Raw genomic sequence first — 22599 nt, forward strand, 5'->3', positions numbered from 1 at the left:
GTTTCACCCGGCTTGATAATGATGAACGGGTTCACTTTCCAGCCTTGTCCCAAATCGCGGGCGGCATGACTCGCATTGGCCACATTGCGCTGGTCGCCATCGGACGGTTTGGCCATCCCGCCCTTGCCTTTTTCTCCGGTGAAATTCTCCGGGCTTATCGAGCGGGATTCCGCGTTCGACAGCCGATACAAGTTGCCCATATTCATATCCAGGCCATTGAATCCGGACTGGGAAATGGCATCAAATACCATGAATAAGATCACAACAAGAAATCCAATTTTTTTCATTACTCATACGGTTTAATGTCAGGTTAAAAATACGGCCTCCGAAGAAACTGGGGACCACGACAAGTCGAAGGTCAGCAACAGTTTCCCGGGAGTACAAAAGTCAATCTGCCAATTATTCTTCCAAAGTCAGACTTTTAATCAGATCTACCTCTTCCTGGCTGTAGGGTGTTCCATCTGGATGGAAAATTTCGTGAAACCAGAGTGGTGGCTCCGAACCATCGGGAATGGGCTCATTCCAGGCATATTTGGTGTTTGATTTGCCGGCAACCAGTCCCCAGTTGATGGCGCCAATATTTTCTTTCTTCAGAATGGGCATAATATTTTGGAACAGGCTATTGTTTCGCCGCGCCATGTACTCGGTGCAAACCATCGGACGATTGTAGGCTTTCAGCGAGTCGATGGCGGCCTGGTGTTTCTCCGGTCCTTCGTAGTTGTGGTAGGTGATGATGTCGGAGTTCTCCACCTGAAATTTATTCAGGTCAGATAGCGAAAGGTTCCAAACGCCAACGGACAAAGGCTGCGAAGGACGAATCTCCCAGCCCCATTCAAACACTTGCTCCAGCAGTGGCATGGATTTGTTGCCATAGCCCGAGTTTCCGGGTTCGTTGTACAAATCCCACATGACGATCCGCTGGTCGTCTTTAAACGAAGTAAGAACATCTTTCACGTAGGTTTCGAGCGTTGTAATCAGTTCGGGTTGCTCATGTAGCAAATCGCCCGGGTCGCGCACCCAGCCCGAGTTATGAACACCCGGCTTGGGTTCCGGTTGTTTGCCTGCCTGGTAGGTGGCGTTCCAGCAGTCATCAAAAAACACAAAAATGGTTTTAATACCGTGGCTGTCGGCAATGTCCAGGTACTGGTTCATTCGGTCTTTCAGGCCCTGTTTGTCAACTTCCCAGGCCACATGATGCAGGTACACCCGCATGCAGTTCAGGCCAATGTCTGCGGCCCAGCCCAACTCACGGTCAATGGTTTCCGGGTCGAAGGTTTCGGCCTGCCAGGTTTCCAGCTGGTTGATGGCCGTGCTGGGGTTGAAGTTGCAACCCCGCAGCCAACCATGTTCATCACCCCAGGCTTGGGCCTGCTCTGCCGTCCAGATTTTTACAGCCGGTTCTTCGGCTGTCTGTTCGTTTTGTTTCGGTTTGTTCTGGCAAGCCGCCAAAAGCAGCACGCCAGCCAGCATCATCAAAAAAGTTTGTGTTTTCATCCTGTTCTGTTTTATTAGTTATTAGATCGCAAATAAAATTTCTTCCATGTTTGTTTATTGCATACGAACGCGGCACCAGGTATTGGAAGATTCTGAGACCGAATTGGCGACATTTTCTTCCTGAATACCTGCACTCTGATTGTAATCAACCAAACCAAAGTTAATCCGAAGATCCGACTGCTTGTTCTGTTGAATGGCGGCCAACGAAACTTCAAACTCGATATGGTAACCCGAATCCAGGGCTTCTACCACCGCCTCGACACCATCCAGCTCAACGGCTTTCCACTGACCTTGATCTCCTTTTTCCAATTTTGTTTCCCCTTTGAAATTACACCAAAAGCGGAATAAACCCTCGCCAGGTTCCAACAGATTCTGGTTGTTTGCATCCAAATACAAGTACACCCCATCGGCACGAAACAGGTTATTTAAATCAGAACTTAACTGACTGTCGGCCACCGCCACCCCCACAAACAGCTTATCGTCATTGTACCGAATGGCAGCCCGGAGATTGGTTTCACGCTGATGTCCGATGAAAATCGGCCATTGGTTCCCCCACTCTGTCGGGGTCAGGTTTCCATCGGTTGAAATGGTTCCCTGCTGCGCCTCCAGTTCGGGAATAATGTGCCCTTTGATAATCCACACTTCACAATTTGGACTTCGAAAGCTGGTGGTAGCGGCTGCAACAACCGTATTTTCATCCCACAAAGAAATTGAATTCCATTTGGCTTCCCGGTCCAGGGGAACGGCAAAAGGCCGGCTCAGTTTCGTAAAGTTGCGCCCGGTTTGATCGCCAATGGCCACTTCCATGGTTGAGCGCTCCCAATCGGTGGTTCGCCCACTGGTGGTTTGATATGACAGGAGGACTTCACCCGAGGGAACTTTCATCAGGTAAGGCGCACCGGCATAAATATCATCGGGAAGCGGTTGCAGCAAAGCCGGTTCCCGGTTGGGGGAATTGGCCAAAACCGACGTTTCCCAATTGTCGGACAGTTTGGTTCGTACGATATACGGTTTAAACTGGCCAATTTTGTTGTCCTCAATGGCCACGATAATTTCATCATTGACCAATACCGGAACCGGCATGCCGTCGCGCCGCCCTTCGCGAAAGCAGACCGTCTTAATTTCTTCGCTCCAGCTCATTCCGTTATCGATGGACCGAATCATGGAAATATTTTGCTCATCAGACGTGCGGAAAGGGCTTTCGTTGGCAAAATATACCTGGAGTTCGCCACTGGGCAATTGCAAAAAAGCAGGCTCCCAGCATCCGTCTCGAAAGCGAGGGCCCGCTTCGTAAATCACTTCACTTTCGCTCCAGCTCTGGCCGCCATCGCTGCTGCGCCGAACGGCAATGGCAAAGGGGGCGATTTCGTCTTGTGCCGGGCGGTAGTTACAAGCCATCACCAAGTCACCATTTTGAAGCTGAATCAGCTCGGTATTGGCGATGTTCACAGCGGTCGATTCCCCCTGATCGTTGGTATAAGTATGCTTGGTGAAGGTCAGCTTCGGCTGGCTCCAGTGCTTCCCATTGTCTGTACTTTCGACCATTTCTCCGTTGCCCTGCGTTTCATAAACGGCTATCAGGCGGCCATCATGCAGCCGGCGAACACGCGGGTAGCCCACCCAGCCGAGGGTGCGATCGCCTTGCGGGGCCAGCTTTTGCATGGATCTGTAATCCCAGGCAATTCGAATCCCCTCAACAGGCTCACCGACAAGAGGTTCATAAGTATTGACCGGATCATCACTTTTATCACATCCACCCACAAACAGGCATAAAGCAAGGTATAGCATGAGTCCTGACATGAGTCCTTTCATTTTTTCAGTTCAGGGGTCATATAATTTTCATCAATCACCATCACTTCCTGACCATCGCGGTTTTCAAAACTGACGGTGCTGACATACATGTGGCGCGGATGAATCCGCTCTTTACTGTTGTGTGCATGAAACACAATCCGCCGGTTTCCATCCTTGTCGGTAAACATGGCACTGTGCCCTACGCCAACCAGCTCTCCGGGTTTTTGTAGAATAGGATTCTGCGCATATTTGGTCCAGGGTCCGGTAATGGCCGGAGCAGTGGCAAAGCCGATTCCGTAGAATGGGCTTTCATAGCTGTTGGCCGAATAAGTCATGTAGTACGTATCGTTGTGGATCAACACAAAAGCGCCTTCATTCACCCTGGGCCAAACCTCTTCCCAGGCTTGCGACACATTGATGCACTTGGTCATGGTTTCCGGCTTAATCTGAATGAGGTCATCTTCCAGCTCAGCCACCCAAATGTTCAGTCCGTCGTTAAAGCGGTCGAACAGCAGATAAGGTGTTCCATCCTCGTCAATAAACAAGGAGTTGTCGATGCACTTTTCGTCTTCGATCATCGGTTTGAGGATTTCCTGTTTGAATGGCCCGAGCGGAGAATCGCTGGTCGCCACACAAATGTGTTCATCAGCCGAATAGTACATGTAGAACTTACCATTCACATGATACACTTCAGGTGCCCAAAACCAGCGGTCGGCCCACACGTGCGACTTGTGCAAAGCCAATCCGGCAGGTGCTTCTGCCGGCACTTCCCAGGTCTGCAAATCGTCGGAAACAAAAACGGCAATGCCGTCGTTCGACAAGGTGCCATAAGCGTAGTAAGTTCCTTCATGAAGCATAATAAACGGATCGCCCAGCGGAACTTTGGTAATTTCCGGATCAGGATCATCTGCAATCTCTTCATGCGTCGAGTCTTTGCATGAAGAGATTTGTACAAGAAAGGACAACATCAAATAAGTGAGAAATATCTTTTTCATGATTGTTGGTTTGACATTTTGGATTACGGGTTCACAAGCTAATACAACTTAGTAGGCAAAAACTCTTAAAAAAATTAAAGCTTCGTTTACCCTAAAAGAAAAATCAACAGAAGCAAAACACTAAAAAATCCGACTATTAACATGATTTAAAATCAACATCAATGGACTAGTTTTGCGTTAAAAGGGGCACAATGACCTGATCGGCTTTCACTCGGAATTTATACAGATTGGCTTCATCGTCCCACTCCTTGACTACCGGAACTATTCTTGTTCTTCTAGGGCTTACCTGGTCCGCCTTAAAGTGAACATGATACACATAATACAGTTGACCGTCGGCTCCCTCAAAAAAATCGCCGTGTCCTGAGCCATTTTCACCAACAATGGAACGGTGGATCATCGGGTTGTCTTTTTGTTTGATCCAGGGTCCGTAGGGAGAATCAGCCACAGCATAGCCCACCGCGTAGTCGATATTCATGAAGTGGTTGGCAGAATAAAACAGGTAGTATTTGTCCTTCAATTTAAAAACGGTTGGACCTTCTAAAATTGGCGCAGACTCATAATTAGGCGTGGCTTCCCAATCCTCAGTCTGATCAAAACATTTCTTGAGTGTTTGCGGCTTAATTTGGCCTTTGTCCATGTCAAACTCGGCCACCCACAGGTAATTGCCATTGTTGAACCGGACATGGTAGAGATAATACTTCCCATCATCTTCAAAAATGAAGGAGTCGATATTCTTTTCAGAACCATCAATGGGGCCGACTTCCTGCTGCCGATATGGCCCCAATAACGAACTTGACTGGGTCAATACCGTTTGCTCATTGGCTGTATAAGTCAGAAAATAATCATCATCTACTTTAAAGATTTGTGGCGCCCAGAAGCCACTTCCTCCAAAGGCCTGGTCACCCTTGGTCATGATCATGTGCACCCCTTCGGTTGCACCTGCCGGTGGATACCAGTTTTTCATATCATTGGACTCCAATACGGAAAAACCCGCTGGCCCTCCCCGATGTCCGCCGGTGCCAGTCAGGTAGTATTTGCCACCATCGACATAAACTGTGGGATCGGCATAGAATATTTCCTGCTTTTCCTGCGCTGCCACCTGCGTGGCAAAGATTGCTGTTAGTATGAAGCTGATCATGTATTTCATTTTCCTGTCATTTAAAGTTTCTTGTTTCCAAACGATGCTATTCCTTCACCATTCCAAAATAATCGACCAATTGATTGTATTCGTTTTTCGAAATCGTGATCATGCAACCATGTCTCACCGCAGGAGGAAAGCTGTATTTGTCCCAATCGCTATGGAATGTATAGCCCGAAGCCTGATACCAGGGGCCATTCATATTATCCGCAATTGACAATCCATACGAAACGCCTGGATATTGTTCGTAGTAAAGGTACCAGATTTTGTCATCCGGCGAAGGAATCAGCATGGGAGCCTCGCGGAAGTTTGGACTGATTGGTGCTGAAGGCTCTGAATAAGGACCGAGCAATGCTGGAGCCTTCGAAATGCGGATCGTTTTTCCGGTTGTCCAATAAAGCGTTGGGTAGGTTTCATCCTTAATGACCGCGTAATAGTTGCCGCCTATTTTCCGGATGAAGACGTCAATCGTCCCCATATCCCAGTCAAACAATCGGCTTGGGTGTTCTGAAAACTTCTTCAAATCTTTTGACAAAACATACAGCGTGCGCTGGCTTGCCCAATAACGCTCCGGATCTTCTTTGGTGCCCTCTTTGTGCGGCGTATGCCAGGTGACCACATACTGTTTCGAATCTTCATCAAAAAATATCTTTGGCGCGCCAATCCGTTGCAAGGCATAAGAATAATCGGGTGTGCTTTTTAAATCGGGCGTATAGGTACTGTGCTTTTCCCAGGAAATCAAGTCGGATGACACCCAGAAATTGATATCGGGAGAACCATCACTTGTATTTCCGGCGATGTAGTAGCGACCGTCGTGACCTTTGCAAATATCCGGGTGTCCTTTGTAATCCTGAAAAACCCGTTCCTTGTTATTGAGTGCTGACCAATGCAGACCGTCCAGGCTGACCGAATAGTACAAACGCCCATAGTCCTGGTGCGTCATATGCGCGAACAAGTAGGCTTGATTGACGGCTTCACCGTGATTTTCGACCTGTCCGGGTGGGTCAGGCTGCTGGGCTCGCACGCCAATGCCTAGCAAGAGAGCAATCGTTAGAATTTTGAGATTTTTCATTCTTTTAAAAAGTAAGTAAAGGCGACCGGAAAACGTTTACCAGAAGCTGTCACCCTGAACTCGATTCAGGGTCTGTACGCCAATTGGTTGGAATCCGGATCCGGCAGTTGCCGGACAGGATGACTCTTTATCCGTTTTCTGGCCGCCTTTCAATTTATCAGACTTTAATTTTTCGTAGCAGCCAATTAATACATTGGATTCTGATCTAAATTTGGATTGTTATCCACTTCCGTTTGAGGAATTGGCATCCGCGAGGATTTACCAACTACAAAGTTGGTGAAGTCGGCATCCCTGGAAATCAATTCATTTAATCCATCCTGAGAATCCCAAAGCCCCCAGCGTTTCAGGTCGGCCCAACGGACTCCCTCCAGGCAAAGCTCCAGCGAACGCTCCATTTGCAAGCGCTTCAGGAAAGCTTCCTTTGAGTTCAGTGCCGATGCGTACAACGTACTGTTGGCCAACGTTGGCAGCCCAACGCGCTCGCGTACACGGTCAACAAGCTCAACAGCCAATGCAGGAGGCGTGCCACTTGACAACTCGGCCAAACATTCAGCATATAAAAGCAGCACATCAGCATAACGGATGACGCGGAAATTAATCGGCGAGTAATAATCTTCATGGTTACGATAGTAGTCACCCTGGTATTTCCGGAAGAAGCAGTCGGCGCCCCAACCAGCTTCCCAGTCCCTACCATAAATTTTCTCACCAGGGAAATCGGTTTGCAACTCCGGATAGAAAATACTTGCCTGCAAGCGAGGGTCAATGTCGCCATCCACCGTCTGTTCCTTTTTGTATTCGTCCACCAGCCATCTTCTGGGTTGACCATCGGACCAGCCAATACCGCGTGGTGCGAAGAACTGAGCGCGGTTAGAACCTACGTTCTGGTTGGGCACATCACCATCACCGCGTGGGTTAACGTCCGAAAACTGAATTTCGAATACAGATTCCTTGTTGTTCTCGGTGGTGTGCATAAAGTTGTGCTTGTAGTTATCAACCAGGTCGTAATGCGTAGCTCCTGCGCCTTCAACCAGCCACGACAAGGCATCTTTGGCTTCCTGCCATTCGTGCATTTGCATGTGTACTTTACCAAGCAAGGCCAAAGCTGCTCCTTTGGTTGGGCGTCCAAGATTGGCTGCATTCCACTGTTCGGGCAAAGCACTGGCTGCGTCCTGAAGATCGGTTTTAATCTGAGCATACACCTGAGTAGCCGTACTTTGTTCAGGCGTATCATCAGGTTGAGAAGCGTTTAAAACGATGGGCACATTGTCGAACATCAAAACCAGGTTGTAATAGTAAAGCGCCCTCAGAAATTTGGCTTGAGCCAGAATCGCATCTTTATCAGCCTGGCTGCTAAACTCAATTTCGGGGACATAATCCAGCACCTGGTTGCAACGGAAGATTGCTTTGTAATGATCGCGCCAAATCCAGGCATTGCCTTCCCAGAAATTATAATTGAAATAAATGAAGCGAGTCCATTCTTTCAGTTCATTCCACGGACTTTGGCTGTATCCTTCGTCCGATGTCAGATCAAATCGAAAATAGATCCAACGAGTCCAGCTGCCTGGTTTATAGAACATGGTGTATGCGGCATCCAGCCCGAGCTGGGCATCATCGGGAGTTTTCCAAAAAGTATCAGTCGTAGGAAAATTGGGATTTTCAATGTCTATCAAATCCTCGTTACAGGAAACGATTGACAGTACCAATACGAGTAAGCTATATAATAATATTTTTTTCATAGTATTTCTGAATTAGAATTGAAATGAAAGAGAAAACACAACGGATTTTGGTGAAGGATACGAAGCGTCATCATGTCCTTTGACCCAAATGTCGGGTGCCTTAAATTCAGGATCAAGTCCGTCGTATTTTGTTAGTGTAATCAGGTTCTGACCAGTCACAGAAACTCGAAGATTATCAAAAACATTTTTGATTTGGAACTTATCGAAGGTGTATCCGAGCGTCATTTGATGGATCTTAAAATAAGAACCTTTCTCTATCCAGCGATCCTGATCTCCGCGCGCATTTCGGTTATCTGCGTAGATGACCCGGGGATTTTGCGTGTTCGGATTTTCCCGCGTCCATCCCCTGTAGCCTGACAAGTGGTTGGTATTATCGGAGAATCCGCCCATCCAACTGGCCGCACCGTTAAACACATCCTGCCCGAACGAGCCAAAGCCTGAGAAGCTAAAATCGAAATTCTTATAAGCCAACTGGGCATTCAAGCCAATTTCAAACTTGGGCCAGGGATTTCCTGTAATCGTGCGGTCCTCATTGTTAATCTGACCATCGTCATTCACATCGACGTAGCGAATATCGCCTGGCTTTGCGTTGGGCTGAATAACGGCCCCCTGAGAATTGGTGTGAGAAAGCACTTCCGCATCACTCTGAAAAATTCCATCGGTTTTTATGGTGTAGAACATGGCCAGAGGTTCGCCAATTTCGGTTTTCGTAATCCAGGTGTATTGCTCAACTTTACCATAGCCAAACTCCAGCACCTCATTCCGCAGACGAGTGACGGTTGCTCCAACCGAATAATTCAGATCACCTTTTTTGTCTCGCCAGGTACCGGTAAACTCAAAGCCCTTGTTACGCAAACTGGCCGCGTTGACAAATGGATTTCCACCATCATTCCCGGTAGTCATCAAAATCTGCATGGGTGTCAAAACATCCTTGGTAGTCGAAATAAAATACTCGGCATTGATTTGTAACTTATTATCCAAAAAAGAAACATCGACACCGTAGTTCTCCTGGGTTTGTTCTTCCCATTTCAAATCGCTGTTTACCAGCTTAATTTGGGTCATGCCCGGTTCAAGGTGCTGATCGTTTCCAAACACTGCAATTGGGAATGAATTAAGCACAGCGACATAATCCCAATCTCCGATATTCACATTACCCAAGGTACCATGACTGTACCGCAACTTGAGATCGCTAATCCAGGGGACATCAAAGAAATCCTCCTGACTGATTCTCCATCCTGCTGAGATGGACGGGAAAAAGCCCCATTTATTTTCAGGTGCAAACTTGGAGGAACCATCCGACCGGAAAGTAGCACTCAACAAGTACTTATTGTCAAAAGTATAGTTCAATCGCCCGAAATAGGAAATCAAAGATGATTCGCTGATGTTTCCCCACGCATTGGGGTCGGTCGTACCGGCATCAATCACATCAAAATAACGCTCCCCAACCTGAACCAGATTCTTTTTCTCGGCAGCAATCATCTCCCGATAGGTGTTTTGATAGGAATTACCAACGACCACATTGAGATCGTGCTTGCCAATCAATTTTTCGTAGGTCAGGGTATTCTCAATCAGTTTGTTTTCGAACTTGGCCTTGTTCTCATACCTGGTTGATGGATCAAAAGGTTGGTTCAACGTCCAGTTCCCTTCTTTGCGAAGCCATTTGTGATTGTCCCGGCTGGTTTCGTAACCGAGGTTTATTTTATAACGCAAGCCATCGATTATGTCGAGCATGGCATAGAGGTTACCACGGATGCGAAGATTTTCGTCGCTGTTATACATCAGGTCTTCGGTAGCGATTGGGTTGGAACCAAAAGTCCTCGCCGTTGCTTCGTTTCCGTAGCCATAACCCCCAAAATTGTTTTCATCGTAAATGGGAATGATCGGCAGCATACGAAGCACGTCGATGTGTTTAGAGAACACCGAGTTTTGGTTTTCAACAAAAGTGTTGCTGATGGCCAGGTTTTCGCCGATAGTGAAAATTCCTTTCCGTCCTTCGGTATTGACCCGGAAACTGTAACGATCCATCGATGTGCCGTACACCGTGCCCGGATTGTCGTAATAGTTGGTCGACACCAGGTAATTACCATCTTTGCTTCCGCCGGAAAAACTCAGGTTGTGATCCTGAACCACAGCCGATCTGAAAACCGCGTCGTTCCAGTCGGTGTCGCCGTCCATCCAATTTGGAACTGAATTTACGTCGGGAACACCGCTGGCAATTGCGTTTTCATAGGCTTGCGTGGTAATGTCAATCCATTCTTCGCGTCCCATCAAATCCATCATGGGCAGGTTGTCAATACTGATTTTACCCGCATAGTTGACTTTCATTTCACCGGCAGTTCCTTTTTTTGTCTCGATAATAATGACCCCGTTGGCCGCACGCGAACCATAAATGGCCGCTGCTGAGGCATCTTTCAAAACCTGAATGGATTCAATGTCATTCACGTTGAAATCCCGGTTTCCAGAGGTGGGCAAACCATCGATAATGTACAATGGATTGTTGTTGGTGAAGTTTCCCAAGCCACGAATTTCAACAACCGGCTCACTTCCAATATTTCCACTGGAGCGGATGTTTACCCCGGCGACCAAGCCCTGAATGGCATCGCCAACCGACAGGGCCGACACATTCTTAAAATCGTCGGCTTTAACAACCGAAACGGCACCGGTAAGGTCAGCCTTTTTGATGGTACCGTAACCAATGGCTACCACTTCTTCCAGGCCGATGGAAGATTCTTCCATGACCACGTTGATCACCCGACGTCCGTTAACCGGCATTTCCACAGTTGTCATGCCGACAAAAGAAAAAATGAGGACACCCTCCGGAGAAACCTGTGGAATCGTGTACTCGCCATTTTCATTGGTCACGGCGCCCTGGGTGGTTCCCTGAATGGCGACCGTAGCGCCAATGATGGGCTCGCCCACATTGTTGGTCACCTGTCCGGTTACTGTAATCTCGGCCTGCATTAAATTATTACTTGCCACCGAGCCTTCTTTACGGATTACAATGTAACGGTCGACCACCTGGTAAGTTAAGTCAGTATTTTCAAAAAGCTCATCCAGAACAGTTTCCAGATTGGCATCTTTCAAATCGATATTGACTTTTTTGTCGCTAATCTCTTCTTTGTTGTAGAAGAAATAGAAGTCGCTCTGGTTCTCAATTTCACTCAGAACGTCATGGATCGTAGCCTCCTTCAGGTTGAGGTTCACCTTCGCATTTTGGGAGTAGCTGCTGGCACTTGCTGTGAGAGCCCCGACAAGCATTAGAAAAGATAGCAACTTCATAGCCAATAACAGTTTTTTAAGCGATCTCGACAGACCACTTTTCGTTTGTGTTTTTTTCATAAATTTGTCAACTTAAGTGTTAATGCATTTGTAAATTAACTCTTGTACGGCGGTGAGCATGTGAGCGCATGCTCATCGCCTCTTTTTTAGCTCGTATTGATTTGGTTCATTGCCTATAGAATTTGTGTGTTATTGTTATCATTTTTTACGTAGTGTAATTCTATTGCTCGCATTGGGAACAAGCTCAATCTCAAAATCAATATTCTCACGGATGGTTAAAATATCCAGAATTTGATCGACCGGTTTATATTTCAACACGGTTCCCGAGATTCTCCGGCTTTTCAACGCATCATCTTCAATCTTGATTTCTACATTGTACCAGCGTTCGAGCATACTGCAAAGATCAACCAATGACACTTGATCGACATGCAATTTCCCTTCCCGCCACATGGTAAATTGTTCGGTATCCACTGGATAAACATCCAGTTCATTGTCTTGGTCAAAAACCGCACTTTGCCCCGGCTTTAAATCCAGAAGCAGTTGATTTTCCTGATCAAGAAGAGCAACTTTCCCTTCGATGAGGGTTGTGATCTCGCTTTCGTTTTCGTAAGCACGAATATTTAAGGAGGTTCCGGTCACCCGGACAATCGATTTATTTGTCCGGATATTAAATGGCTTGGATTCGTCGGTCTTCACATTCAAATATGCTTCTCCGCTCAACTCTATATCCCGGCTTTTTTTGCCAAAAGCTGCGGGATAGCTTAACTTGGTTTCCGAATTTAACCAGACCTGTGTTCCGTCCGGCAGTTCAAGCTGAGCCATTTGCCCTTTGGGCACCGTTAAAGTGGAATAAGACAAGGTACGACCCGACCAGCCTGTGGGCGCTAAATGAGTAACCAACCCGCCAACGAACATGGCCAGTATAATGATGGCGGCATATTTGGCCCAGGTTTGAAAAAGGCTTTGCGGACGAATCCTGCGATCAATCCTACGCCAGACCTGGTCTTCGGAGCTTAAACCAAAAAGTGCCGTGACCAAGTTTTTCAAGCCGGCAATGCGTTGGGTGTCTTTAAAATCTTTGGAGTCCCTCAGTTGAGAAGAGATTTCAGGAGCTGTATCGCTGCTGTCGTGAAAATACGATACAATTTTATCCTCATCCGTATGTGCGTTTTTATCCATATCTACCTTTATAACGCAACGACGAACAGAGAGGGTGAAAAGAAATTTTCTTTTTTTTTGAAATTTTGTAAAAAAATGCTTCGTGGATTAGGGTGCCTCCTGAATGACATGCCGTGTTTTTAGCCGGAAAAAGAAAAGCAAGCCCACATTCGGCCCTTTCAGTTCGCGACGAAGCACCCGATAGGCAATCACCATTTGGGTTTTGACGGTGTTTTTTGAGATTGATAACTTGCCGGCAATGTCTTTGTAACTCAGTCCATCGCTATAGGCCAATAGAAAAACCTCCCGACACTTGACCGGCAACTTTTGTATGGCTTTCGAAATCCTGACCGCCAACTCTTCATCGCTGTGCAGGTGATCATCATCTGCTTCGGCCTCAACCAGGGCAGCATCCAGTTCAACATGCCTAATCTTGATGCTCCGCAAATAGCTAATGGTCCGGTTACGGACGGTGACCAACAAATATTTTTTGAGTTCCTCCTGGCTACGGAAAATCTCCGACTGCTTTTCCCAAAGCGTAATAAACGATTCCTGAACAATATCTTCAACCACACCCGGGTCATCCAAATAACGAAAAGCAAGCAGGGCTGCCGCCTGAAAATTTGCTCTAAAGAACGTTTCAAATTCCTTATAGCTCAACTGATGTTTTAATCCGGGATTCGCCACGCTTAAGTCTGTAGGATTTGAAAACAAAGATTAGCTATTTTTTTCTTCTTCACAAATTGGAGCGCGCCAAGCAGGCATCGAAAAAACCAGTCACAGCTCATGGTTGGCAAGGATTAATTCGAATAGAAGCCACCAATGCACGAATGTTTTATTTAAACGGACCTGGTCCGGCGATGGATGGTCCAACTACCGGTGGCTTAAACCGCTTGTCCGACAATCGCCAGATCAGGATCTGCCCGCGAGATACCCGACACTGGCAAACTGATCACAAAAACTAAAAACACCTTATTTTTTGTTGGTCATCGGTGACTGGCTACTGGTAGTCATTCCATGTGCATTGATCTCTGGTGATTGTATAAAACTGTAAATTGCGACTGCAAACTTCGACTTTTCCGCCCTTCCTTAACATTCAGTTTACAAAAGGGGGGTCTTGTGTAGACCCCTTTTAAATAAGGATTTATTCCCTGACCCTTGCTGGAGAAATCTATATATTTGCTTCAAACTTCAGAGCACTATTTATTCTAATTCACTATTATGAAGCAAATAAAATACATTACTCCACAAGAAGCAGTCAAAGTTATAAAGTCCGGCGATCGTGTTCACCTCAGCAGTGTGGCGGTTACACCCCATACGCTGATCAAGCCCTTGGTTGAACGCGGACGTGCCGGTGAACTCTACGATGTTAAAATCCAGCACATTCACGTTGAAGGAGAGGTTGAGTATGCCAATCCTGAGTTTGAAGGTATTTTCGTTTCGGAACAATTTTTTGTTGGCGGAAACCTGCGCAAACAAACCCAGGCCGGCTATGCCGATTACATTCCCGTGTTTTTGAGCGAAACGCAAAAGCTGATCCGCGAAGGCTACCTGAAAGTGAATGTGGCCATGGTCATGGTTTCAACACCCGACAAGCATGGTTTTGTTTCGCTGGGCACTTCGGTTGATGCCACCAAAGCGGCCATTGAATGTGCCGACGTGGTGATTGCAGCTGTCAACCCCAACGTGCCCAGAGCCTGGGGCGATGCCATGATCAGCATCGACGAAATTGATTTGTTTGTTGAAGACAACAGCCCGCTTTACGCACACGACATGGCTCCGCTGACCGAAACGGATATTCAGATTGGTAAGAATGTGGCCGAACTGGTTGAAGACGGTGCCTGTTTGCAAATGGGGATTGGTGGAATTCCAAACGCCGTATTGGCGCAGTTGGGCAACCACAAAGACCTGGGCGTACACACCGAAATGTTTGCCGACGGCATTCTTCCTTTGGTTGAACAAGGGGTGGTGACCGGAAAACACAAAGCCATTGACAAAGGCAAGATGGTGGCTTCGTTCCTGATGGGAACCAAAGCATTGTACGATTTTGTGGATGACAACCCCATGGTGGCCATGATGGATGTGGCGCACACCAACAATGTGCATGTCATTCGTCAAAATGATAAAGTAACCGCCATCAACTCAGCGCTGGCCATCGACCTCACCGGACAGGTTTGTGCCGATTCAATCGGCATCAAGCACTACTCAGGGGTTGGCGGACAAATTGACTTTATCCGTGGCGCCGGTCACTCAAGAGGTGGAAAACCCATCATCGCACTACCGTCGGTGACGGCCAAAGGGGTGTCAAAAATCAGCCCCATTCTGATGCCCGGCTCAGGTGTGGTTAGCACACGCGCCAACATGCACTGGGTGGTTACCGAGCAGGGAGCCGTTAACCTCTATGGAAAAACCATGCAGGAACGCGCCCGCTTACTAATTTCAATTGCACACCCTGCCCACCGCGAAGAGCTGGACAAGGCAGCCTTTGAACGTTTTGGCTCACATTTTCATTTTGTACCGAAAAAATAACGATAGATCGACCAAGCAAGAGGCAGGATATTTTCCTGCCTCTTCATCAATTTGAATAGCGAATCAAAACGCTTCAAATTTTTTTCTTTTAATTTCGAATTTTTGAGTCATTTGTTTAAAAAATAGGCTTTCAATACTTGAAACAACATAAACATTCTATATAACCATTTTAAAAAATAAATAGATCATGGGAGTATCACATATTGAACACATTGGAATTGCAGTAAACAGTTTGGAAGAAGCCATTCCGTATTACGAAAAAGTACTGGGATTGAAGTGCTACGCGATTGAAGAAGTAGCCGACCAGAAAGTAAAAACTGCCTTTTTTAAAGTTGGCGACACCAAAATTGAATTGTTGGAGTCGACCGATCCTCAAGGCCCGATCGGCAAATTTATTGAGAAAAAAGGGCAAGGCATTCATCACCTGGCCTTTGCCGTCGACAACGTCAACGAAGCTTTGACACAAGCTTCGGAAAACGGCATTCAGCTGATTGATCAAACTGCCCGAAAAGGTGCCGAAGGCTTAAACATCGGATTTTTACATCCCAAATCAACCCTCGGCGTATTGACCGAGTTTTGCAGCGAAAAATAAAAACCAACCATATTTATCACAATACAATGAGCAATCAAGATAAAATCAACAAACTAATTGAGTTACGTGCGGAAGCCAAGCTTGGTGGCGGCATCAAACGAATTGAAGCCCAACACGCCAAAGGAAAATTTACGGCCCGCGAACGCATTGAAATGCTGCTGGACGAAGGCAGTTTCGAGGAGTTCGACATGTTTGTCACTCACCGCTGTACCAACTTTGGCATGGAAAACACCAAAGTGATGGGCGATGGCGTCGTAACCGGCCACGGAACCATTGACGGACGCGTGGTGTACGTATTCTCACAAGACTTCACCGTATTTGGAGGTTCGCTCTCCGAAACTTTTGCACAAAAAATCTGCAAAGTCATGGACATGGCCATGAAAGTTGGCGCTCCGGTTATCGGAATCAACGACAGTGGCGGTGCGCGCATCCAGGAAGGGGTAACCAGCCTGGCCGGCTACGCCGAAATCTTCGAGCGTAACATTCTGGCTTCCGGTGTTATTCCACAAATCTCAGCCATCTTCGGGCCTTGTGCCGGCGGCGCGGTTTACTCGCCTGCCCTCACCGACTTCATCATGATGACAGAGGAAAATTCGTACATGTTTGTTACTGGACCAAAAGTGGTGAAAACGGTGACCGGCGAAGACATTTCCATCGAAGATTTGGGTGGTGGTAAAGTGCATGCGTCAAAATCAGGAGTTTCGCACTTCCTGGTTGAAAATGAAGAAGAAGGCATTTTGGTAATTCGCAAACTGCTGTCGTACCTGCCACAAAACAACCTGGAAGATGCACCGACAACCGAATGTGACGACCCGATTGACCGCCTGGAAGACTCGCTGAATGAAATTATTCCGGATAATCCCAACCAGCCGTACGATGTAAAAGACGTGATTTATTCGCTGGTTGACTATGGTGAGTTTTTGGAAGTACACCGCAACTACGCGAAGAACATCGTTGTAGGTTTTGCCAAGTTCGACGGACAGCCTGTTGGTATTATCGCCAACCAGCCCAATTACCTGGCCGGCGTATTGGATATTGAAGCCTCCCGGAAAGCAGCGCGCTTTGTTCGCTTCCTCGATAGTTTCAACATTCCAATCATCACCCTGGTTGATGTTCCCGGATTTTTACCCGGCAGTGGACAGGAATATGGTGGCATTATTATTCATGGTGCCAAACTGATGTTTGCCTATGGCGAAGCTACTGTTCCGAAAATCACCATTACCCTGCGTAAATCGTACGGTGGAGCACACGATGTGATGTCGTGCAAGCAATTGCGCGGCGACTTAAACTATGCCTGGCCATCAGCCGAAATTGCCGTGATGGGTGCTGCGGGTGCTGTTGAAGTACTGGAAGGACGCAAACTGGCATCGATTGAAGATCCGGAAGAACGGGCTGAATTTAAAGCACAACACGAAATCGAATACAAGGAGAAATTCGCCAACCCATACCAGGCTGCGGCTTACGGCTACATTGACGATGTGATTGAACCGAGAAACACCCGGATCCGCATTATTCGCGGACTACAAAGTTTGGCCACCAAAAAGTTGGTCAATCCTCCGAAGAAACATTCAAACATTCCATTATAAGCGACAAACTATGAATAATTTACTAATCTTTTTGTCACCACTCATGGACTTCGGCTGGACGGTTGCGCTGGTTGGCTTTATGATCGTATTTGTTGCACTGGCTCTTTTGGTCATTGTGTTTCTGCGTCTGCCAAAGCTGATCAACATGAACTTCAAAAAGAAACGTGTTAAACACGACAAACACCATTGTAAAGACGATGCCAAGGAATGTCATATTGAAGGAAATGTGACAGCAGCCATTGCCATGGCCCTTCATCTCTATTTCAAAAATCAACACGACGAAGAAAGTAACATCGTCACCATTAAAAAGGTACGAAAAGCTTATTCGCCATGGAGTTCAAAAATTTACGGTGTGACCAACAACTGGCCACGATAGTTCAAGAAAGACATAATAATATAACACATGAAAAAATTCAAATTTACCATAAGCGGTGATGAATATGATGTCCACATCCAGGACATTGAGGAGAACATTGCCACCCTTGAAGTGAACGGCACCAAATACCAAGTGACCATTCAAGGCGAAGTCAAATCGACCAAAACACCAAAACTGGTGCGCAAACCGGTGGTTCAGTTACCCGGTGAAGGCCTGATCAAAAAGCAACAATCTTCCGGTGGAATGGCTGTAAAAGCACCACTGCCGGGAACCATTTTCAAGATGAACGTAGCGGTTGGCGACCAGGTGAAAACAGGCGATAAATTGCTGGTGATGGAAGCCATGAAAATGGAAAATCAGATCCTGGCTGAAAAAGATGGCCAAATTTCTGTCATCAAAGTCAAAGAAGGAGATGCCGTACTGCAGGATGATGTTTTATTGGAAATCAGCTAAAAAACTCAGCGAATAATGAAAAAACTGTTATACATAATCGCTGCATTGCTGTTGCTTCTCCCCTCTTTTTCGAGGGCGGATGAAAACAGTGATTTAGCGAATACGATCATAAGCGGGAAATGGATCAACCGAAGCGATGGTTACGTGGCTTCGCCAACATTCAACCCCAAAGTAGATAAAAAGGAAGATTTTGATTCGGCCAAGCGCTACAAAACAATTTCTTTTTCCAGCGACTATACCTTCACGATGGATTCGCTAAAGCAGCGCTATTCAGGAAAGTGGACTATCAACAACGGAAAAATCGTCATGGATTTTAATCCGAAGGTGGTCACTCATTTGAACAAGAATATGGATCCGAACGCACAGACCAACGCCTATGTAACAACAGACGAGCTGCTGGATTTGGGTAAGCGCGAGCTCAGTTTGAACAATGGCAAGCTAACCGGCGACGGCTACGAATACAAAAACTATTCAGGCGCCATTTCAGGTTTGTTCAACTTTTACGAGTTCTCCGGTTTTGCCAATGCTACCTGGAAACACATCCTCATGATGTTCATCGGGTTTATCTTTATCTTTCTGGCCATTAAGTACGACTTTGAGCCGCTGCTGCTAGTTCCGATTGGTTTTGGTATTCTGATTGGCAACATCCCGATGTTCCAGGCCGTTGATTTTAACCTTAAACTGGGAATTTATGAACCGGGATCGGTGATGAACATCCTGTACCAGGGTGTGGTTCAAGGCTGGTATCCACCGCTCATCTTCCTGGGCATTGGCGCCATGACCGACTTCTCGTCGCTCATCTCAAACCCCAAGCTGATGTTGCTGGGAGCTGCCGCGCAAATCGGTATCTTCCTCACCTTTTTGGGAGCGCTCTGGCTGGGCTTTGCTCCGCCCGAAGCGGGTGCCATTGGAATTATTGGTGGTGCTGACGGCCCGACGGCGATCTTTATCTCCTCAAAGTTGGCGAACGGGGTAAACGTGATGGCCAATGGTCAAGTGGTTCAAAACCTGATTGGTCCGATTGCGATTGCCGCCTATTCGTACATGGCTTTGGTTCCGGTCATTCAACCGCCGGTCATCAAACTGCTCACCAGCAAAAAAGAGCGTCTGATCCGCATGAAACCTCCACGGGCAGTTTCGAAGCTGGAGAAGATCCTGTTCCCCATCGTTGGTTTGATTCTGACGGCGTATATTGCTCCTTCGGCCCTTCCGCTGCTGGGTATGCTGTTCTTCGGAAACTTGCTGAAAGAATCGACGGTCACCAAACGTTTGGCTGATACAGCAAACTTTGCATTGATCAACACGATCACCATTTTGCTGGGCATCACCGTTGGCGCATCGACCCAAGCCGATATCTTCCTCACGCCATCATCGATTAAGATCTTCATGCTGGGAGCCATCTCTTTTGTGATTGCCACCGCTGGAGGTGTTATTAGTGCCAAAGTGATGAACCTCTTCTATAAAAAAGAGAACCGGATTAACCCGATGATTGGGGCTGCCGGTGTATCTGCCGTTCCCGATAGTGCCCGCGTGGTGCAAACCATGGGACTGAAAGAAGACCCCACCAACCACTTGTTGATGCACGCCATGGCTCCCAACGTTTCGGGAGTCATTGGATCGGCTATTGGAGCGGGTATCCTGCTTAGTTTCTTGATGTAAAAAAAACCACTTTATAAATTTAAAAAGGTTGTTCTCAAAAAGGGGACAACCTTTTTTTGTATTATTGTAATTGTAAACCTAAAAAAACCATACGAATGAAAAAATTTCTCCTCGCTTTGATTGGTGTCTTTTTCCTTTTCTCGGCACAGGCCCAGCCCAGTAAAGATTTTCCGGCCAAAACACTCGATGTATTGGTCTTCTCCAAAACCGATGGCTGGAAACATCAGTCCATTTCAAGTGGAATAAAAATGTTTAGCGACCTGGCTTTAACCGAAGGCTGGAACCTGACTGCCACCGAGGATGCCCGGCTGTTTACCATGGATTTTCTGGTTCAGTTTGATGTGGTGGTCTTTTTAAATCCAACGCAGGACGTGCTGAACGAAAAACAACAGCAAGCCTTTCAAACCTTTATGGAAACCGGAAAAGGCTTTGTTGGTATCCATGCTTCGGCCGATTGTGAATATGATTGGGAATGGTACGGAAAACTGAACGGCGCCTACTTTCTAACCCATCCACCCGCACAGGAAGGAAAGGTAATTTTTGAAGATTTCGATCACCCTTCCATGGAACCGTTTAAAGGAATGGACAGCTATACCACTTTCGATGAGTGGTACAGTTTTAAAGCCAATCCACGCGAAAATGTTCATGTGTTGGCGCGATTGGACGAATCGACGATTACAAAGGCCGATAACGACAAGTGGAAAATGGGCGATCACCCACTGATTTGGTGGCAGGAATTTGATGGCATCCGCTCTTTCTATTCGGTATTTGGGCACACCCACGAAGCGTTTCAGGATCCAAAAATCCAGGCTCACTATGCCGGAGCCGTTAACTGGGCAGGCCGCAGGTGACCCAACAGACGATAAAAAAACAAAGCCGGTGACCTTGACATTCACCGGCTTTGTCTTTATAAATCCAGTTTTCGCTGCGGATCGATGGCAGCGTTCAATTCATATTCTTCAATAATTTGGTCAACGGTCATCAAGCATTTGCCGCAGCTGGTTCCGGCACGCGTGGCATACTGAATATCTTCGGCCGAAGTGGCTCCCTTTTTCAAGGCAGCTATAATTTCCTTCTCTGAAACCATGTTACAAATACAAACCAATCGATCTCCCATCACTTAAGCTCTTTTATCTTGTCGGCTTTAAATCACGCTTTTTCAGCCTTAAACCACAAATTTATTTTCAATATATAACCGAAGTTCCCGGTAAGCATCAATTACTAAATCGTTCTTCGACATCGATTCGTACAGCCTTTTAATCAATTGCTTTTCACTTAACAAATGAAAACTCACTCTGAAATTCAAATCAAAAACCATCGACATCAGCATCAGCTTAAAATCGGCAACCGACTGCATGTCTTTGCGCTTGGCTTGTTTATGATTTTTAATGCTTCGGATCACGTTATCATTAACCAATCCGCTTGCCGGAAGGTTTAAACTGATGGCGCTGTGCTTAAAACTTCCATCGCGCTTCAAGTTGTTCACACAATAATCCCAAATATCCAGCTTGTCGGCATCGCGCAAAATCTGGCTGTAGGCAACAACCAATTTGTCATCTTTCAACGAAATTCCATCTTTGTTATGATTCAGAATGGCACGGCTAATCAGCGCTTGCTTTTCTTCACCCAAAGCGGTAAAGAAAGGCTGTTCGCTCAGCAATGCCACAGTCAGTTCCGCGTGATTGGCGGACTTATCATCATCAAAGGTCTGGTATTTCTGAAACTGATCAAAGCGGCCCAGATCGTGCAACAGGCCAATGAATTCGGCCAGCAAAATGTCCTCTTCCTCCAGCATCAGATTAGTCGCAATTTGCCCGCTCAGCTTCGACACTTTCAGGGAGTGTTCTCTGCGTAAAGCCATTAAATCAGCAATCTCCCGATCCGGATGATTTAAAAAACCTGCCGTGTATTTCTCAAAGAAATCGCGGGCGGTGACAAGATGTTCGTTCACAATTGATAATTCTTCCATGGTTCTGCAAAAATACTTGTTTTGGTGCTTCAACAGCTACAATTCATTCCTTGTTTATCAACAATCCTATCACCCTTAACATTGTTTTCAAGTTTTCGGTCGAAATCATTTCAAAAAAGGATTGTTTTACTATTTTTGCACACGCTTTCGGCCCCATAGTTCAATGGATAGAATACAAGATTCCGGTTCTTGCGATCTGAGTTCGAATCTCGGTGGGGTCACTTCAAGGGAATACAAAAAACACTAAAAGCGCTTAAATTGAATGATTTAGGCGCTTTTTTGTTTTTGGGGAAAATGTAAAAATAGGCACCATAACGCATGTTGAACGAGACTATATCGAGACCTACCCAAAAAATGACGCCACCAGCATTCATTCGATGTCATTTCCTGATGATCAATTCATTTTGAATTAATTTGTTTGGTTTTGGTACTTGAAAATGATGCCTGAAATAGTTCATCGGTAGCATAATTAACATACATTTCTCAAATCGACTGCCTATTTTACTAGTTTCGGCCCGGAACAGATATACTCTTTTTTGAAGTTCTGTAATATACAAGTTCGTATTTTTGCACTCAAGTGAACAACGATTAAAATTTGACCTATGAAACTCCTCCATACCTCCGACTGGCACCTTGGCAAGCGGCTCGATGATTTTTCACGCATGGAAGAACAACAAGCTGTGTTGCAGGAAATTTGTGAACTAGCTGAACGAGAACAAGTGGATGCCGTGCTGGTGGCCGGCGACTTGTTCGATACCTTTAATCCGCCCAC

Annotated in this window: 20 protein-coding genes, 1 tRNA gene and 1 pseudogene; 10 read left to right on the forward strand and 12 right to left on the reverse strand. The window is 46.5% G+C overall.

Features of this window, described 5'->3' with window-relative positions; all coding sequences use genetic code 11:
- The 10 genes and pseudogenes from NC99_RS03165 to NC99_RS03210 all read right to left on the reverse strand — a co-directional run.
- Window positions 1-287 (reverse strand): annotated as a pseudogene (locus NC99_RS03165) (hypothetical protein); the annotation flags it as partial.
- Between the two features lie 112 nt (window positions 288-399).
- Window positions 400-1494 carry a cellulase family glycosylhydrolase gene (locus NC99_RS03170; protein ID WP_053179787.1) on the reverse strand — a complete coding sequence of 365 codons (1095 nt, stop codon included), beginning with the start codon at window positions 1492-1494 and terminating at the stop codon, window positions 400-402.
- Between the two features lie 54 nt (window positions 1495-1548).
- On the reverse strand, window positions 1549-3294 hold the full coding sequence (locus NC99_RS03175) for an exo-alpha-sialidase (RefSeq protein WP_239684395.1): 1746 nt from the start codon (window positions 3292-3294) through the stop codon (window positions 1549-1551).
- Between the two features lie 8 nt (window positions 3295-3302).
- A complete protein-coding gene (locus NC99_RS03180; protein WP_053179791.1) occupies window positions 3303-4280 on the reverse strand; it encodes a glycoside hydrolase family 43 protein in 978 nt (325 codons plus the stop codon).
- Between the two features lie 166 nt (window positions 4281-4446).
- Window positions 4447-5427 (reverse strand): glycoside hydrolase family 43 protein, encoded by a 981-nt coding sequence (locus NC99_RS03185; protein WP_053179793.1) that lies wholly within the window; start codon window positions 5425-5427, stop codon window positions 4447-4449.
- A 37-nt stretch (window positions 5428-5464) separates the two neighbouring features.
- Window positions 5465-6490, reverse strand: a complete 1026-nt coding sequence (locus tag NC99_RS03190; RefSeq protein WP_053179795.1) for a glycoside hydrolase family 43 protein — start codon at window positions 6488-6490, stop codon at window positions 5465-5467.
- A 185-nt stretch (window positions 6491-6675) separates the two neighbouring features.
- Entirely contained in the window at window positions 6676-8226 is a 1551-nt protein-coding gene (locus NC99_RS03195; protein ID WP_053179797.1) for a RagB/SusD family nutrient uptake outer membrane protein, read from the reverse strand.
- A 12-nt stretch (window positions 8227-8238) separates the two neighbouring features.
- Window positions 8239-11505 (reverse strand): TonB-dependent receptor, encoded by a 3267-nt coding sequence (locus NC99_RS03200; protein WP_162231127.1) that lies wholly within the window; start codon window positions 11503-11505, stop codon window positions 8239-8241.
- Between the two features lie 198 nt (window positions 11506-11703).
- Window positions 11704-12684: a FecR family protein gene (locus NC99_RS03205; RefSeq protein WP_053179799.1), complete on the reverse strand. Its 981-nt coding sequence runs from the start codon at window positions 12682-12684 to the stop codon at window positions 11704-11706.
- Window positions 12685-12771: 87 nt separating this feature from the next.
- Window positions 12772-13377, reverse strand: coding sequence for an RNA polymerase sigma-70 factor (locus NC99_RS03210; protein ID WP_053179802.1), 606 nt, complete (start codon window positions 13375-13377; stop codon window positions 12772-12774).
- Between NC99_RS03210 and NC99_RS03215 the strand changes: the two genes are divergently transcribed.
- From NC99_RS03215 to NC99_RS03250, 8 genes are all read left to right on the forward strand, one after another.
- Entirely contained in the window at window positions 13368-13628 is a 261-nt protein-coding gene (locus tag NC99_RS03215; RefSeq protein ID WP_053179804.1) for a hypothetical protein, read from the forward strand. The genes NC99_RS03210 and NC99_RS03215 overlap by 10 nt on opposite strands.
- 256 nt (window positions 13629-13884) lie before the next feature.
- The gene (locus NC99_RS03220) at window positions 13885-15192 is read left to right on the forward strand and encodes an acetyl-CoA hydrolase/transferase family protein (protein ID WP_053179806.1); all 1308 of its coding nucleotides are present in this window, start codon (window positions 13885-13887) and stop codon (window positions 15190-15192) included.
- Between the two features lie 187 nt (window positions 15193-15379).
- Complete coding sequence (gene mce, locus NC99_RS03225; RefSeq protein ID WP_053179808.1) at window positions 15380-15784, forward strand: methylmalonyl-CoA epimerase; 405 nt, start codon at window positions 15380-15382, stop codon at window positions 15782-15784.
- A gap of 26 nt (window positions 15785-15810) precedes the next feature.
- The gene (locus NC99_RS03230) at window positions 15811-17370 is read left to right on the forward strand and encodes an acyl-CoA carboxylase subunit beta (protein WP_053179810.1); all 1560 of its coding nucleotides are present in this window, start codon (window positions 15811-15813) and stop codon (window positions 17368-17370) included.
- 10 nt (window positions 17371-17380) lie between these two features.
- Window positions 17381-17746, forward strand: a complete 366-nt coding sequence (locus NC99_RS03235; protein ID WP_053179812.1) for an OadG family protein — start codon at window positions 17381-17383, stop codon at window positions 17744-17746.
- 27 nt (window positions 17747-17773) lie between these two features.
- Window positions 17774-18199 (forward strand): biotin/lipoyl-containing protein, encoded by a 426-nt coding sequence (locus NC99_RS03240; RefSeq protein WP_053179814.1) that lies wholly within the window; start codon window positions 17774-17776, stop codon window positions 18197-18199.
- Window positions 18200-18214: 15 nt separating this feature from the next.
- The gene (locus NC99_RS03245; protein WP_239684396.1) at window positions 18215-19858 is read left to right on the forward strand and encodes a sodium ion-translocating decarboxylase subunit beta; all 1644 of its coding nucleotides are present in this window, start codon (window positions 18215-18217) and stop codon (window positions 19856-19858) included.
- Window positions 19859-19953: 95 nt separating this feature from the next.
- Window positions 19954-20709, forward strand: coding sequence for a ThuA domain-containing protein (locus tag NC99_RS03250; protein ID WP_053179816.1), 756 nt, complete (start codon window positions 19954-19956; stop codon window positions 20707-20709).
- Window positions 20710-20765: 56 nt separating this feature from the next.
- Here NC99_RS03250 and NC99_RS03255 read toward each other — a convergent pair whose 3' ends face one another.
- Together NC99_RS03255 and NC99_RS03260 are read right to left on the reverse strand one after the other, a co-directional pair.
- On the reverse strand, window positions 20766-20975 hold the full coding sequence (locus tag NC99_RS03255) for a (2Fe-2S)-binding protein (protein ID WP_082326276.1): 210 nt from the start codon (window positions 20973-20975) through the stop codon (window positions 20766-20768).
- Between the two features lie 48 nt (window positions 20976-21023).
- Window positions 21024-21827 carry an HD domain-containing protein gene (locus NC99_RS03260; protein ID WP_053179820.1) on the reverse strand — a complete coding sequence of 268 codons (804 nt, stop codon included), beginning with the start codon at window positions 21825-21827 and terminating at the stop codon, window positions 21024-21026.
- Between the two features lie 149 nt (window positions 21828-21976).
- Here NC99_RS03260 and NC99_RS03265 point away from each other — a divergent pair.
- Window positions 21977-22048: transfer RNA gene (locus tag NC99_RS03265), tRNA-Arg, on the forward strand.
- A 381-nt stretch (window positions 22049-22429) separates the two neighbouring features.
- On the forward strand, window positions 22430-22599 hold a 170-nt coding region (locus NC99_RS22545), incomplete at its 3' end, for a metallophosphoesterase family protein (protein ID WP_157624404.1).

The sequence above is a fragment of the Sunxiuqinia dokdonensis genome (assembly GCF_001270965.1).
Lineage (GTDB): Bacteria > Bacteroidota > Bacteroidia > Bacteroidales > Prolixibacteraceae > Sunxiuqinia > Sunxiuqinia dokdonensis.